We start from the raw sequence: 12,527 nt of genomic DNA, 5'->3' as shown, positions 1-12,527 counted from the left end.
GCATCAATGTCGCTGATATGGGCCAAAAGGGCCAACCCCGCCGGTGTGGCTTCGGCACGTTTGCCAACGCGTTCAATCAATTTGACACCCATGCGGGTTTCAAGCTGACGCACCTGCTGGCTGATGGCGGGCTGACTGAGATTTAGCTTATCGGCTGCGGCCGAAAAACTTCCCAGTGCGACAACATCGGCAAAGGCATGAAGCTGATCAAGATTAAGCGCACGCATGCCAAACTTTTCCTTATGCTGTGCATAATTTATCAAAGCTAAACTTATTCTTTATTTGAGCGTAATGTCAGATCAAACATCATCATGCCGGATAAAAAACATGCCTTCGAACACCGCAACCAAAGACGTTGCCACAGCCCTGTTGCCCAACATCACCATCCGTGACGCCACGCTTGACGACATCCCGGCCATCACGGCGATTTATCGCCACCATGTCTTAAATGGCACGGCATCGTTTGAGGAAACGGCACCTGACGAGGTCGAAATTGCCAATCGGTTCGCCGCAATTCGCGATAAAGGCCTGCCCTATCTCGTTGCCGTCCGCCGCGATGCGATTGTTGGTTATTGTTACGCTGGCACCTATCGCCCACGCACGGCCTATCGCCATACGGTCGAAAATTCGATCTATGTGGCTCATGACTGCGTCGGAAAAGGGGTTGGCAGCCTTCTGATGGCGGCGCTGATTAAACGGTGTGAAGACGGTCCATGGCGCCAAATGGTTGCCGTGATCGGGGATAGTGCGAACAAGGCGTCGATCAGCCTGCATCAACGCCATGGCTTTGAAATGGTCGGCACGTTTAAAAAGGTCGGCTACAAGTTTGACCGCTGGCTTGACTCGGTCCTGATGCAACGGCCACTCGGCGACGACAGCCCGATCATTCCCAAAACTTGATCCTTTAAAAAAAGCACCCGCCTTTGAAAGCAAAAGCGGGTGCAAGGATGCTCCATTAACATGGGAGCGGGAGTTTGCATCTGTGATGGACGGGTCTATCTATTTTGCATAACCGATTTCTTTGAGGACCTCGGCGATTTCGGGAAGGATTGCCGGATCATCGATCGTTGCCGGGGTGTTATAGCTTTCACCATCGGCGATGGAACGCATGGTCTTGCGCAGGATCTTGCCCGATCGGGTCTTGGGCAGGCGTTCGACCACAGTTGCTTTCTTGAATGCGGCCACCGGGCCAATCTGATCGCGGACCATGGCAACGACTTCGGCCAGAATCGCGTCGTGCGGGCGGGTGACCCCGGACTTCAACACGATAAAGCCCAGCGGCAATTGCCCCTTAAGATCATCATGCACACCAATGACCGCACATTCCGCAACATCGGGATGGCTTGAAAGGACTTCTTCCATGCCCCCGGTCGACAGGCGGTGCCCGGCAACGTTGATGATGTCATCAGTGCGCGACATGACGTAGATGTAGCCGTCTTCGTCAATAAAGCCGGCATCCCCCGTGGCATAAAAGCCCGGGAACTCTTCAAGATAGGATGACTTGAACCGGTCATCATTCTGCCAAAGGGTCGGAAGCGTCCCCGGTGGCAGCGGCAATTTGGCGGCAAGCGCACCAATCTGACCGCGTTCAAGCGGCTTTCCAGCCTCGTCGAGAACCTGCACATCCCAACCGCAAGCAGCCACCGTTGGCGAGCCGTACTTGATCGGAAGCAATTCAATCCCGCGCGGATTGGCACAGATCGACCAGCCGGTCTCTGTCTGCCACCAGTGGTCAATCACCGGCACACCAAGGCTGTTTTCCGCCCATTGCAGGGTATCGGGATCAGAACGTTCACCCGCCAGATACAGCGCCTTAAGACTGCTGAGGTCATAGTTGGCCATATGGGCGGCCTTGGGGTCGTCGCGTTTGATCGCACGGAATGCCGTCGGCGCGGTAAACAGCACCTTGACCTTGTGCTGGGAAATGACCCGCCAGAACGCACCGGCATCCGGCGTTCCGACCGGTTTGCCTTCATACATCACCGTCGTACAACCGGCCAGAAGCGGCGCGTAAACGATATAGGAATGGCCAACCACCCAGCCAACGTCAGACGCCGCCCAGTAAACGTCACCTGCATCGACATCATAGATGTTCTTCATCGACCAGTTGAGTGCGACCATATGCCCGCCATTGTCGCGGACAACCCCCTTGGGCTGACCGGTCGTGCCAGACGTGTAAAGGATATAAAGCGGATCGGTGGCATCAACCGGGACACAGTCAGACGGTGCGGCCTTGGCACATTCGACTTCCCAGTCGTAATCACGGCCATCCATCAGCAACGCATCGCTTTGTGGCCGCTGGAACAGAATGACGCTTTCGGGTTTGTGATCCGCCATGGCAATGGCTTTATCGAGCAGCGGTTTATATTCAATGACGCGCGATCCTTCGATGCCGCAACTTGCGGTCAGGATCAGTTTTGGTTTGGCGTCATTGATACGGGTCGCCAGTTCGTTGGATGCAAAACCGCCAAATACAACAGAATGGATCGCGCCGATCCGCGCACAGGCCAGCATCGCCATCGCCGCCTGCGGGATCATCGGCATATAGATGATCACCCGATCGCCCTTGGTCACCCCGCGCGCATGCAGCGCCCCGGCAAGGCGGGCGACATCGTCTCGCAGATGGGAATAGGTGAATGTCTGAACCGTATTGGTGACCGGGCTGTCATAAATCAGGGCCGCCTGATCACCCCGGCCGTTTTCGATGTGACGATCAAGTGCGTTGTAGCAGGTATTGACCTTGCCACCGACAAACCAGCGGTAAAACGGCGCGTTACTGTCATCAAGAACGCGATCCCATTTCTTGTACCAGGAAATGTTTTCAGCAGCTTCTGCCCAAAAGCCTTCCTTGTCGGCGATCGAACGTTCGTAGATTTCCTGATAGCGACCGGTCATTGGTGAAATACCCTCCCGCGGCGTTTGGTCTGGCGTCGAATTTGGACGCATGCGGAGCTATAAGCTCGTAAATCGGCATCATAATACCGATTTAATTTACACATACCCCTTAGACATTGGTAGCGCCCTGTAATCCTTGGTTTCTGCGGATTACAATTACTCAAAACAGACACGCGATTGATCCCCTCCGTAAGGGCGTTCGTATCTGTTTGCAGCGATATGATGAATGTGGGAAGTTGCCCATGATTTTGAAGTGCAGACATAAAGTTGCCGCCTCAAGCGTGGGCGTTAAGATGAGGCGGCAAAAGCAAGAGTTAGGAAATCTTTGAGGTCGTCAAACCGTTCGCATGGGGGATCGCGTGTTCTTGATCACGCGTTTGGCCATGCCACAACGGCTAATGGGTTATTCGGTTTATCTCGTCCTTGATTTCAAGCTTGCGGCGTTTAATGTCTGCAACAACGGAATCGTTGGGCGCCGGGCGGCGCGTCTCGAGGTGGAGTTCCTGCTCTAGTGCAGCATGTTTGGCAGTTAGAGCTTCGATATGGCTTTGAACGCTCATTCGCCTACTCCTTATATCTGACATTGCCCACAACAAGATGGTATTAATTTCGTAACATGATTTCCAGTGTTTCGATCAGAAACGTGAACAAGAACACAGCCCGGCAAGGATTGGCATGACGCAAAAAGATCGACTTATCATTGGCATAACCGGCGCATCGGGCGTGATTTATGGCATACGTTTTTTACAGCTGCTGAAAAATACGCCAATCGAGACTCATCTGGTTCTTTCCAAAGCAGCCGAGCGCACCATCGCCTATGAGACCGATTTTAAAATCCGCGAAATCAAGGAGATGGCTGACGTTGTCCATGACAATGCCGACATCGGTGCCTCGATTGCGTCGGGTTCTTTTCGCGCCCGCGGTATGATCATTGCCCCCTGCTCGATGAAGTCTCTGGCCGAGGTCGCAAGCGGAGTCGCAGATAATCTGATCGCGCGTGCCGCCGATGTGATCCTTAAGGAGCGTAAGCGTCTTGTCCTGATGGCCCGCGAAACACCGCTTCATGCCGGCCATATCCGCAACATGGCGCTGGCCACGGAGAACGGTGCAATCATTGCCCCGCCGGTTCCGGCATTCTATGCCCGGCCGCAATCACTTGATGAAATGGTGACCCAAAGCTGCGGTCGCATTCTTGATCTGTTCGAGATTGATCTGCCCGAAACCGCCCGCTGGGGCGATACCGAGGCCGCCAACCCAATCCCGGTCACCGGCAAACCCAAAACACGCGAATAGAGTAACCGGGCGCTAGGCGATCCCCATCATCCGGGTCAGGTCGCCAAGCGCCTTGTCACAGGCCTGCTGATCCAACGCAAACCGGTTGGGGGACAAATAGGCGTGGGCGGCGGCCATCGGATCGTCACTGGGCACGGTTTCAACCGCGTCGCACAGGATGTGCTGCTCAATCCGTTCGGCCTGCAATTCGTCTGATTTGACCTTCTGGCGCAATTCCTGTGCGCTGGCGCGCGGATCATCGCGCAGGTGTCGCCGTGTCTGGCGCAGTGGCTTGATCACGTTTTCGCGCCACTCGCGTACAGATGCCTCAAGTGCTGAAATGCTCAGCGGTGCCACTCCCTTCTGGCCCAGAAAGAACATGAAAAGCAGCATATTCACATCAAGGTCACAGCGTTCCTGAAGATCAAGGCACAGCTTGGCGACGCCATCGCGACCATACATCACGACCGTAAAGGCCCAGACTTCTTCCTGATCCATTCCCAACCTGCTGTGTTTTTATTGGATATCAAACGGTTTTTGCCGTTCTGGCAACTTTCGGCGGATGTCCCATATAGGCGCCAAGCCCCTTGGCGGTCGAGACCATCGTGCCTTGGGTATCAACAAGCCGCGGGCCGACAATAACATCTTCCATCGCAACATCGACGACTTTGCGTTGTTGCCAGGCGCAGACACGGTCAAATTTCCTTTCTGCGATCAAGTCCACCGCATGCACCCCAAAGGCCGAAGCAATCACACGGTCACGCGGCGATGGTGTGCCACCGCGCTGAACATGCCCCAACACCGTGACACGGGTTTCCCAGCCGGTGCGTGCGCCCAACTCATCGGCAAGCCAATGGCCGATGCCACCATAACGGACTTTCTGGCCGTCATCGCCAAGGGTTACCGCCGATCCATCATCACGTTTGACCGCCTCGGCAACGATCACCAGCGCATGGTTGCGGCCGCTTTTGCGGATATTGAGGCAATGCTGGCTAAGCTCATCAAGATCATAATCCATTTCCGGGATCAGGATGACATCCGCCCCGCCCGCAACCCCGGCAAACAGGGCAATATGCCCGGCATCACGGCCCATGACTTCAAGGATCATGATCCGTTCATGGGATGCCGCGGTCGGTTGCAAACGATCAAGGGCGTCGGTTGCGACATTCACCGCCGTTGTGAAGCCAATGGAATATTCCGTCTGGGCAAGGTCGTTATCAACCGTCTTGGGGATACCCACCAGATTGATACCGCCCATCTTGGCCAAACGATGCAGGATCGCCATGCTGCCATCGCCACCAATGCCAATCAGCGCATCAAGGCCAAGCTTGTGATAGCCTTCAATGACTTCGCTTGATCGGTCGGCAAAGCTGCCATCAGGCATCGGATAATGGAACGGATCACCCTTGTTCACCGTGCCGAGGATCGTACCGCCAAGACGCAGCAACCCGTCACTATTGACCTGATCATTAAGGTCAATGGCCTGGGGCGGGTCCTGCATCAGGCCATGGGTTCCCTGACGAATACCGACCACATCCCAGCCATAGCCAAGAACCGCACGGCGGACGACCGCAAGAATAACCGCGTTCAATCCGGCGCAATCACCGCCACTGGTCAAAACTCCGATGCGCATTTGTTTCCTTCCCGATCGTGGCAAATTTGTTTTACAGGGTGGTACAAATCATATGGGTTGCCAACATGATATCTGGTATTATCACTGTCCCCTCGCATTGGTTATTAAGCTGGATCAAAAATGGACGAAATCAATCAGATCGAGATTGAAAAGAGACTTCTTTCGCTCCGCGAGGAACACCGTGATCTGGACGTCGCCATCGAACAAATGGTTCAGGCCCCCCATCATGATCAACTGCGTCTTGGCCGCATGAAAAAGCGCAAATTGGCCTTAAAGGACGAAATCCTTTATATCGAGTCGCAGCTGGTCCCAGACATTATCGCCTGATTTGCTACCGGCCACGTCAAAATCTGCCTGATGTAAAATGGGAAGTAATCAGATGCCCTGCGGAATGCGATCCAGCCGGGCCAGATACATTTCCTTGTGCGCACGCAATGCGGCATCTGTCGCCTTCAGGGCCGAGGCCGGCGTATCGCCGCTTTGCGCGTGGTAAAGCCCGAATACCGGCACAACCGGGATCGGTTTGCCCTTGTGAGTATAGGGATGTTGATCAAGCCATCTGGTGATGGCGTCAACGCGTTGCCAGACATCTTCCTCGTCAACATTGTACATCAGGGCCGCAAAGTCATTGCAGCCGAGATATCCCAGATGATGCGGCGCCATGATGAAGTCGGCCATGATGCGCCGGACATAGTTAAACAGGCCGTCTTTGCAGTCCTGCCCGTGAAGTTGCAGGATGTCGTCAAGATTGGCCAATTCGCACATCAACACCATGCGGCTTGTCCGGTCCGCGCCAACCAATGACATTTCGTTTTCAAGGATCTGCATAAAGGCCGGCCGGCTGATCGCGCCGGTAAAGGGATCGCGGCCCTCGTTGCGGGCCAGATGAGCCTGGCGTTGCTTCAGTTCATTGAGGTTTTCGGTCAGGCCGTTGATGCGCACCATCAGGCGACCAATCGCCTGTTCTACCGCAGGTGTAACCTGCTGATCCGGAATACCCAGAACGTTTGCGATATCGGGGGTGTGATAGGGTGTCTTGTCGACCGGGTCCGGTATGGCGTCGGTGTCGATATCAACCTGATGGTCCTGATTTGGCGCACGACGACGGCCCGCATCCTTGCCATATGCAAGAATCCCGTAAGGGCTTGATGGATATCGTCCATCCCCGCCCCCCATAGAGGGTGTCATTGATCCTGGTCTTGTGACTTTCATGTCTGACCTTCGCGTGCTACCTGCACAGTTATATAAGGCAATGGTAAATAATAGATCAAAAACGCAATTAATTCACCAAGATTTTCAATCCTGAGTGACATTGACTGCGATTTGCCGTTACTTCATGGATTTCTTAATAAGGTCAACATCATATACAAGGCTTTTCCCGATAAGACAATCCCGCAAGCAAGCTTGCATGATAGAACTTGCTGCATATAATGCGGGCCTTCATGAAACCGCCCGAAACGGAGCCGCCACTATGAGCGATCAAACCCCGGTCATCGGCATTATCATGGGAAGCCAGTCAGACTGGGAAACCATGAAAAATGCAGCAGATGTCCTTGATGCGTTGAACGTCGCGTACGAGACCAAGATCGTCTCCGCCCATCGCACGCCGGATCGCCTGTATGACTATGCCAAAACGGCAAAGTCGCGCGGCCTTAAGGTCATCATCGCCGGTGCCGGTGGTGCGGCTCACCTTCCGGGCATGGCAGCGGCCATGACCCCGCTTCCGGTTCTGGGTGTTCCGGTTCAAAGCCGTACCCTTAAGGGCCTTGATAGCCTGCTTTCCATCGTTCAGATGCCGGGCGGCGTTCCGGTTGGAACCCTTGCCATCGGTTCTGCCGGTGCCAAAAATGCCGGTTTGATGGCAGCCGAAATCATGGCCCTGATGGATGATGGCCTTGCAGCCCGCCTTGATGACTGGCGCGCAGCCCAGACCGCATCGGTCGCAGACGAGCCGGTCGACCCGGCACCCTGATCTCCTGATCTGAAAAAGGCGCCCCCGACGGGGCGCGTTTTTGTTTGATTGCACCAGATTTGACGATTGCCCGACAGATGGGCGAGTTTTGATCGAGGAATACATGACGGATTTCGACACGCGCATCATCGCCCCGGGCAGCACCATTGGCATTATGGGCAACGGTCAGCTTGGCCGTATGGCAGCCTTCTGTGCGGCGGAGCTTGGCTATAAGGTCCATGTGTTTGGCCCGGGTGCCGACAGCCCGACCGAACAGGTCTGCGCCAAGGCAACTGTTGCCGATTACAGCGACCTTGATGCGCTCCGCGCCTTTGCCGAGGATGTCGATGTTGTGACGTTTGAATTTGAAAACGTCCCGCATGACAGCGTCAAACTGCTGGCCGATCTTGTGCCGGTCCGTCCGGGCTGGAAATGCCTGCACATTTCGCAAAACCGCCTGCGCGAAAAGACCTTCTGCAATGATCATGGCATTGGTACCGCGCCGTTTGAGGCGGTTCGATCCCTTGCTGATCTTGAGGCCGCCGTTGCCAAGCTTGGCCGTCCGTCGGTTCTGAAAACCACTGAACTGGGTTATGACGGCAAGGGCCAGGTCAAGATTGCCGCTGATACCGACCTTGCCGAAGCCTGGTCTGAAATGGGCGGGGCCGAGGCCATCCTTGAAGGCTTCATCTCGTTCGAGCGCGAAATTTCCGTGATCGTTGCCCGTGGCGTTAAAGGCGACACCGCCTGTTTCTGCCCGGTCGAAAACGTGCACACCAATCACATCCTTGATGTCACTGTTGCCCCGGCTGAAATCGCAGACGATCTTTCCACGAAGGCCGAGGACATCGCGATCAAGCTGGTCAGTGCGATGGAATTTGTCGGGCTTCTGGCGGTTGAGATGTTTGTCACCTCTGATGGCGACATTCTGGTCAATGAAGTTGCCCCGCGCCCGCACAATTCAGGTCACTGGACGATTGATGCCTGCATTACCAGTCAGTTCGAACAGTTCATCCGGGCTGTTTGCGGCCTGCCGCTGGGCGATCCGGCCCATCATTCCAAGGCGCGCATGAAGAACCTTTTGGGTGACGACATCAATGACTGGCAGGCAATTTTGACCGAGCCAAATGCCAAACTGCATCTCTATGGCAAGGCCGAAGCAAAGCCGGGCCGCAAGATGGGCCATGTGACCTGGGTTCTGCCAAAATAAGGCATCCCCGACGTCCCACCAAAACAAGAAATTGCCCCGGATGCCGAGCGTGTCCGGGGCTTTTTCGTATGTGATTCATAACGTTACACAAAACATCATCCGACTGGCATTTTATGCCCAGTTGATTGGCATCCGGTTTGCTGTTGAAGGGGTAGGAAACTCTTTACGGATGACATGTGATGAAAAAACTTCTGATCATTCTTTCACTGACCCTTGGCCTGATTGCTGTCGAAAGCCGCACGAACCAAGCCACAGCTACACCGGGGGCCGCAGGCTTCCCGGATGTGATCGAAGGCGACAAGCTGCGCTTTGGCAATCTGATTGTCGAACTGTTTGGCATTCGCGCGCCAAAACCCGGCATGATCTGCCGGGCCGGTTCGGTCGAATTCCAGTGTGGTGCGGCGGCTGCCCAGGCGCTTGATCGCATCATCGAAAACTATGCGATCAAATGTCAGCAGGTCTCGGACGTTCAACTGTTCCCGATGCTGACCGAATGCCAGATGGGTCAGGTTGACCTCAACCGTCTGATCCTGCGCGCCGGTTGGGCGATGGTTGATATGGTCAGCTGCGACACCCATCCGAGCTGCACCACCTATCTGCGCGATCAGCAGTTCGCCAAGGACAACAAAAAGGGCATCTGGATGGGCACACCGCCGTCCGAACTGGTCGCGCTTGCGGCCAAGCCGCCAAAATATGACCTTCAGGAAGCGGATGACGCCAACGAGCTTAAGACCCTGATTGAGGATGAGCTTGAACCACAGCGCCCGGAAAATCCGATCGAGATTGATCTGGCATCTGAAATGGAAGAAGCCAACAAACCTGACATGACGCTTCTAAGCTTCCTGACCAATACCTTCTGATCAGGCCGTATCACTGCGTCCGCAAAAGTTTCCTTCCCTCAAAACTCAAAACGCCACCGGCACAATGCACGGTGGCGTTTTTGTATTCAGCGGGCTTTTAGCAGGACTATCTGTCAGCCACCAAACTGGCGGCGCATCCGGCCCGGTGTTGGCATGCAGCGCGCAATCTTTGCCCCCATCTTGAAAGGTGCGGCGGCAAACTTGCCAGCCTTGCCAATCTTGGCGGTAATTTTCGGGATCTGCATGACATTGCCAATCCGGCGATCCAGGAATGCCCAGCTATCGGCATGGCCTTCGGACGTGTCATCCAGCCAATAGGCAAGCGTTGATCCATAGACACCAGCCAGCAACATGCGTTTGGTGTACCAGTTATGATCGGTCGAGGTATCCCCGGCCGCCACCCACATCGCATCCACCGTCCCGTGGGTCAGTTTCAGACCAAGGGCGGCATTTTGCGGCAGGGTAATGAAGGCAAGGGCGGCACGAACAGTGTCTTTTTGCCCCTCGACCAGCTCAAGGCGGGTTTTAACCGCCGTCGCAATGCGGTCACGAATTTTCAGGTTCTCAAGGCCCTTTTCATCAAGGGCAGCGATCATTTTGCGATCGGTCATCTCGACATAGGTAACGATGGCCTGACGAATGCCATTGGGAAGCAACCGATCAACCTCGCCCGGTGCAAGATCAAGGTCTTCTGCCCCCGCATGAAGTGCCTGTTTGGTCCAGCCATCGAACGGCACATGTTCAAGGGCTGCCTCGACCAGTGCTTCTCGCTGGGCTTGCAGACGGGTCATGCTTTCATTAACAGACATTCAGGCCTCCTCGTCATCAGATGCTGCGTCAGTTATCGCCGATTGTCTAAAGTTAGTCTCGGGCGGGTTTTCGCGCAATTCCTCGTTAAATCCAAGCAACGACATATCTTCCATACGTTCGGGATACATCACCCCGATCAAATGATCATATTCGTGCTGAACCACGCGGGCATGGAAACCACCAGCGGTGCGTTCCACATCTTCGCCCTTCTCATTTAACCCGCGGTAACGGATTTTGTTCCATCGCGGCACCACACCCTGAAGGCCAGGGATCGACAAACACCCTTCCCAGCCATCAACGATTTCATCGCCAATCGGCTCGATTTCCGGGTTGATCAGAACGCTTAAGGGCACCTCGCCATCGTCCGGATCATCGCTTTTGCGAAGTGCTGGCACGTAATAGACCATGATCGCCAAGGACTGAAACACCTGCGGCGCCGCAAGGCCAACGCCCCCGGCATCCTTCATGGTGTCCTTCATATCAGCAATCAGGCGCTGAATTTCGGGATCAAGCGGGTCTTCGACACGGTCTGCAACACGGCGCAGTACCGGGTGGCCCATCCGGGCAATTTTAAGGATCGACATGGCCCTATATCCAACCAAAAACGACCAGCTGTAAAGTCCTAATGCCCTGCCCCTAGTGTCCCGCAAAGACCAGAGTCTGGATCGGCCAGATCAATGCCTGCACGCGCAACAGGACCGCATGCACGGCACCCACTGTTTGCACCATATGCAAAAACAGCCAGCGCCCCGTTCCGATATCAGTATCTTCAAGCTGATCGTGGGTGTTGGTATAGGCATTGGCGACACATTTACTGCCAAGCGGCACATCACGGATCGTTTCCGGATAAAGCGGCACCATCTTGGCAAGGAAGGTACCCGGCCGTGCGCGATCAGTGATATCAAGCAACTGGTCCGTTGGCCGGAATTGGCCGGCAGCAATCACTGGCTGCACGTCGGTGACCACCATCGGGATGATTTCAAACGGCAATGACGCACAGGTGACCTCGGTGATCACACCGGGCTTGACCACCTGTGTTGCGATCTGGGCAAAGCCCGCCTGATAAATCGTCTCGCCATCCTTTTCCGGGATCAGGATACCCGCCGGGCGCAGGACCGGACTGACATAATCACCAACTTGCAGGGCAAATTGCTGGATCTTTCCGGCTACACCGGCACGCACCACGGTTTTGGAAAGCTCCGCCTCTGCCGATCTTAACGCTGCTTGCGCATTGGCAAGCTGTGCTGGAAGCAGGCTTTGAAGCTTGGTTTCAATCACCGTCATGCTTGCAAGGGCGGCGTTCAGCCCACCTTGCCGGGTTGTCAGCGACACTTCCAGGCGTTCGACTTCGCGCCGTGAGACCGCATTGTTTCCGCGCGACAAAAGATCGGCTTTGACTTCAAGCTCGTCGCGCACCTGATTATAGGCACCGCGGGCCTGTTCAACATTTCCCTCGGCGACGGCAAGGTCAGCACGGGTGACATCCATCTGGGCGCGGATTTCGGCAATGCGTTGCTCGGCCATGGCGACGGCTTCGCGTTCGACCCGGTTATCAATGCGAAACAGCGGATCACCGCCCGCGACGACCTGATCGTTATCGACATAAACCTCGACCACGCGCCCGCCCTTTTCCGGCAGGATCGTCACGGTTCTGAAAAATGACGACACATTCATGGTCGATGGATGGAAATAGAAAATAGTCGCAATAAGCGTGATCGTCAGGATCGCACAGCCAACAATGCCATAGCGCAGCTCATACCAGACGGAAAACAGGGTGATTTCCTTGCCGATCCGTTTGCCCTGCTTGTAACGGCGAAACAGGTAATCGGGCAGGATGGTGAACAGCGAACACAAAAGAAGCTCAAACATCTTTGGCATTCTCCTGCGTCGTTACTG

At 55.1% G+C, this 12,527-nt stretch carries 15 protein-coding genes; 6 read left to right on the top strand and 9 right to left on the bottom strand.

Annotation, left to right across the window (positions count from 1 at the left end):
- Positions 1–227: LysR family transcriptional regulator (locus B3Z49_RS14875; protein ID WP_296992300.1), on the bottom strand; the 227-nt coding region annotated here is incomplete at its 3' end.
- Between the two features lie 100 nt (positions 228–327).
- Between B3Z49_RS14875 and B3Z49_RS14870 the strand changes: the two genes are divergently transcribed.
- Positions 328–900 (top strand): GNAT family N-acetyltransferase, encoded by a 573-nt coding sequence (locus tag B3Z49_RS14870; protein ID WP_296992297.1) that lies wholly within the window; start codon positions 328–330, stop codon positions 898–900.
- 99 nt (positions 901–999) lie between these two features.
- On the opposite strand, the gene B3Z49_RS14865 is transcribed toward B3Z49_RS14870, so the two are convergent.
- Positions 1,000–2,895, bottom strand: a complete 1,896-nt coding sequence (locus tag B3Z49_RS14865) for a propionyl-CoA synthetase (RefSeq protein WP_120224608.1) — start codon at positions 2,893–2,895, stop codon at positions 1,000–1,002.
- A 395-nt stretch (positions 2,896–3,290) separates the two neighbouring features.
- Positions 3,291–3,455, bottom strand: coding sequence for a YdcH family protein (locus B3Z49_RS14860; RefSeq protein ID WP_008891661.1), 165 nt, complete (start codon positions 3,453–3,455; stop codon positions 3,291–3,293).
- A 115-nt stretch (positions 3,456–3,570) separates the two neighbouring features.
- Between B3Z49_RS14860 and B3Z49_RS14855 the strand changes: the two genes are divergently transcribed.
- Positions 3,571–4,188, top strand: coding sequence for a UbiX family flavin prenyltransferase (locus tag B3Z49_RS14855; RefSeq protein ID WP_064779464.1), 618 nt, complete (start codon positions 3,571–3,573; stop codon positions 4,186–4,188).
- Positions 4,189–4,200: 12 nt separating this feature from the next.
- Here the strand turns inward: B3Z49_RS14855 and B3Z49_RS14850 are convergent, their stop codons facing one another.
- Complete coding sequence (locus tag B3Z49_RS14850; RefSeq protein ID WP_296992292.1) at positions 4,201–4,665, bottom strand: TIGR02444 family protein; 465 nt, start codon at positions 4,663–4,665, stop codon at positions 4,201–4,203.
- Positions 4,666–4,693: 28 nt separating this feature from the next.
- On the bottom strand, positions 4,694–5,800 hold the full coding sequence (locus B3Z49_RS14845) for an ATP-dependent 6-phosphofructokinase (RefSeq protein WP_296992290.1): 1,107 nt from the start codon (positions 5,798–5,800) through the stop codon (positions 4,694–4,696).
- A gap of 120 nt (positions 5,801–5,920) precedes the next feature.
- Here B3Z49_RS14845 and B3Z49_RS14840 point away from each other — a divergent pair, with 120 nt between their 5' ends.
- Positions 5,921–6,127 (top strand): YdcH family protein, encoded by a 207-nt coding sequence (locus B3Z49_RS14840; RefSeq protein ID WP_008891665.1) that lies wholly within the window; start codon positions 5,921–5,923, stop codon positions 6,125–6,127.
- A 48-nt stretch (positions 6,128–6,175) separates the two neighbouring features.
- Here B3Z49_RS14840 and B3Z49_RS14835 read toward each other — a convergent pair whose 3' ends face one another.
- Positions 6,176–6,988: a GGDEF domain-containing protein gene (locus tag B3Z49_RS14835; protein ID WP_040824468.1), complete on the bottom strand. Its 813-nt coding sequence runs from the start codon at positions 6,986–6,988 to the stop codon at positions 6,176–6,178.
- A gap of 283 nt (positions 6,989–7,271) precedes the next feature.
- On the opposite strand from B3Z49_RS14835, the gene purE reads away from it, so the two are divergent.
- The 3 genes from purE (at position 7,272) to B3Z49_RS14820 (ending at position 9,821) form a co-directional block, all read left to right on the top strand.
- On the top strand, positions 7,272–7,772 hold the full coding sequence (gene purE, locus B3Z49_RS14830) for a 5-(carboxyamino)imidazole ribonucleotide mutase (RefSeq protein WP_008891667.1): 501 nt from the start codon (positions 7,272–7,274) through the stop codon (positions 7,770–7,772).
- A 103-nt stretch (positions 7,773–7,875) separates the two neighbouring features.
- Complete coding sequence (locus B3Z49_RS14825) at positions 7,876–8,961, top strand: 5-(carboxyamino)imidazole ribonucleotide synthase (RefSeq protein WP_296992286.1); 1,086 nt, start codon at positions 7,876–7,878, stop codon at positions 8,959–8,961.
- Positions 8,962–9,140: 179 nt separating this feature from the next.
- Positions 9,141–9,821 (top strand): thermonuclease family protein, encoded by a 681-nt coding sequence (locus B3Z49_RS14820; RefSeq protein ID WP_296992283.1) that lies wholly within the window; start codon positions 9,141–9,143, stop codon positions 9,819–9,821.
- A gap of 113 nt (positions 9,822–9,934) precedes the next feature.
- Here the strand turns inward: B3Z49_RS14820 and B3Z49_RS14815 are convergent, their stop codons facing one another.
- The 3 genes from B3Z49_RS14815 to B3Z49_RS14805 are packed head-to-tail and all read right to left on the bottom strand — an operon-like array spanning position 9,935 to position 12,500.
- Complete coding sequence (locus B3Z49_RS14815; RefSeq protein WP_296992281.1) at positions 9,935–10,630, bottom strand: COQ9 family protein; 696 nt, start codon at positions 10,628–10,630, stop codon at positions 9,935–9,937.
- Complete coding sequence (gene def / locus B3Z49_RS14810) at positions 10,631–11,215, bottom strand: peptide deformylase (RefSeq protein ID WP_296992279.1); 585 nt, start codon at positions 11,213–11,215, stop codon at positions 10,631–10,633.
- Between the two features lie 52 nt (positions 11,216–11,267).
- On the bottom strand, positions 11,268–12,500 hold the full coding sequence (locus B3Z49_RS14805; RefSeq protein WP_296992277.1) for an HlyD family secretion protein: 1,233 nt from the start codon (positions 12,498–12,500) through the stop codon (positions 11,268–11,270).
- Positions 12,501–12,527: the final 27 nt, after the last annotated feature.

The sequence above is a fragment of the Thalassospira sp. UBA1131 genome (assembly GCF_002311515.1).
Lineage (GTDB): Bacteria > Pseudomonadota > Alphaproteobacteria > Rhodospirillales > Thalassospiraceae > Thalassospira.
The sequence above is the reverse complement of the archived record's forward strand: the minus strand, read 5'-3'. Positions and strand labels throughout refer to the sequence as shown.

Excerpts from the sequence above, each read along its gene's own strand:
- B3Z49_RS14870 (WP_296992297.1), top strand. The coding sequence starts at position 328 with ATGCCTTCGAACACCGCAACCAAAGACGTTGCCACAGCCCTGTTGCCC.
- B3Z49_RS14865 (WP_120224608.1), bottom strand. The coding sequence starts at position 2,895 with ATGACCGGTCGCTATCAGGAAATCTACGAACGTTCGATCGCCGACAAG.
- B3Z49_RS14860 (WP_008891661.1), bottom strand. The coding sequence starts at position 3,455 with ATGAGCGTTCAAAGCCATATCGAAGCTCTAACTGCCAAACATGCTGCA.
- B3Z49_RS14855 (WP_064779464.1), top strand. The coding sequence starts at position 3,571 with ATGACGCAAAAAGATCGACTTATCATTGGCATAACCGGCGCATCGGGC.
- B3Z49_RS14850 (WP_296992292.1), bottom strand. The coding sequence starts at position 4,665 with ATGGATCAGGAAGAAGTCTGGGCCTTTACGGTCGTGATGTATGGTCGC.
- B3Z49_RS14845 (WP_296992290.1), bottom strand. The coding sequence starts at position 5,800 with ATGCGCATCGGAGTTTTGACCAGTGGCGGTGATTGCGCCGGATTGAAC.
- B3Z49_RS14840 (WP_008891665.1), top strand. The coding sequence starts at position 5,921 with ATGGACGAAATCAATCAGATCGAGATTGAAAAGAGACTTCTTTCGCTC.
- B3Z49_RS14835 (WP_040824468.1), bottom strand. The coding sequence starts at position 6,988 with ATGACACCCTCTATGGGGGGCGGGGATGGACGATATCCATCAAGCCCT.
- purE (WP_008891667.1), top strand. The coding sequence starts at position 7,272 with ATGAGCGATCAAACCCCGGTCATCGGCATTATCATGGGAAGCCAGTCA.
- B3Z49_RS14825 (WP_296992286.1), top strand. The coding sequence starts at position 7,876 with ATGACGGATTTCGACACGCGCATCATCGCCCCGGGCAGCACCATTGGC.
- B3Z49_RS14820 (WP_296992283.1), top strand. The coding sequence starts at position 9,141 with ATGAAAAAACTTCTGATCATTCTTTCACTGACCCTTGGCCTGATTGCT.
- B3Z49_RS14815 (WP_296992281.1), bottom strand. The coding sequence starts at position 10,630 with ATGTCTGTTAATGAAAGCATGACCCGTCTGCAAGCCCAGCGAGAAGCA.
- def (WP_296992279.1), bottom strand. The coding sequence starts at position 11,215 with ATGTCGATCCTTAAAATTGCCCGGATGGGCCACCCGGTACTGCGCCGT.
- B3Z49_RS14805 (WP_296992277.1), bottom strand. The coding sequence starts at position 12,500 with ATGTTTGAGCTTCTTTTGTGTTCGCTGTTCACCATCCTGCCCGATTAC.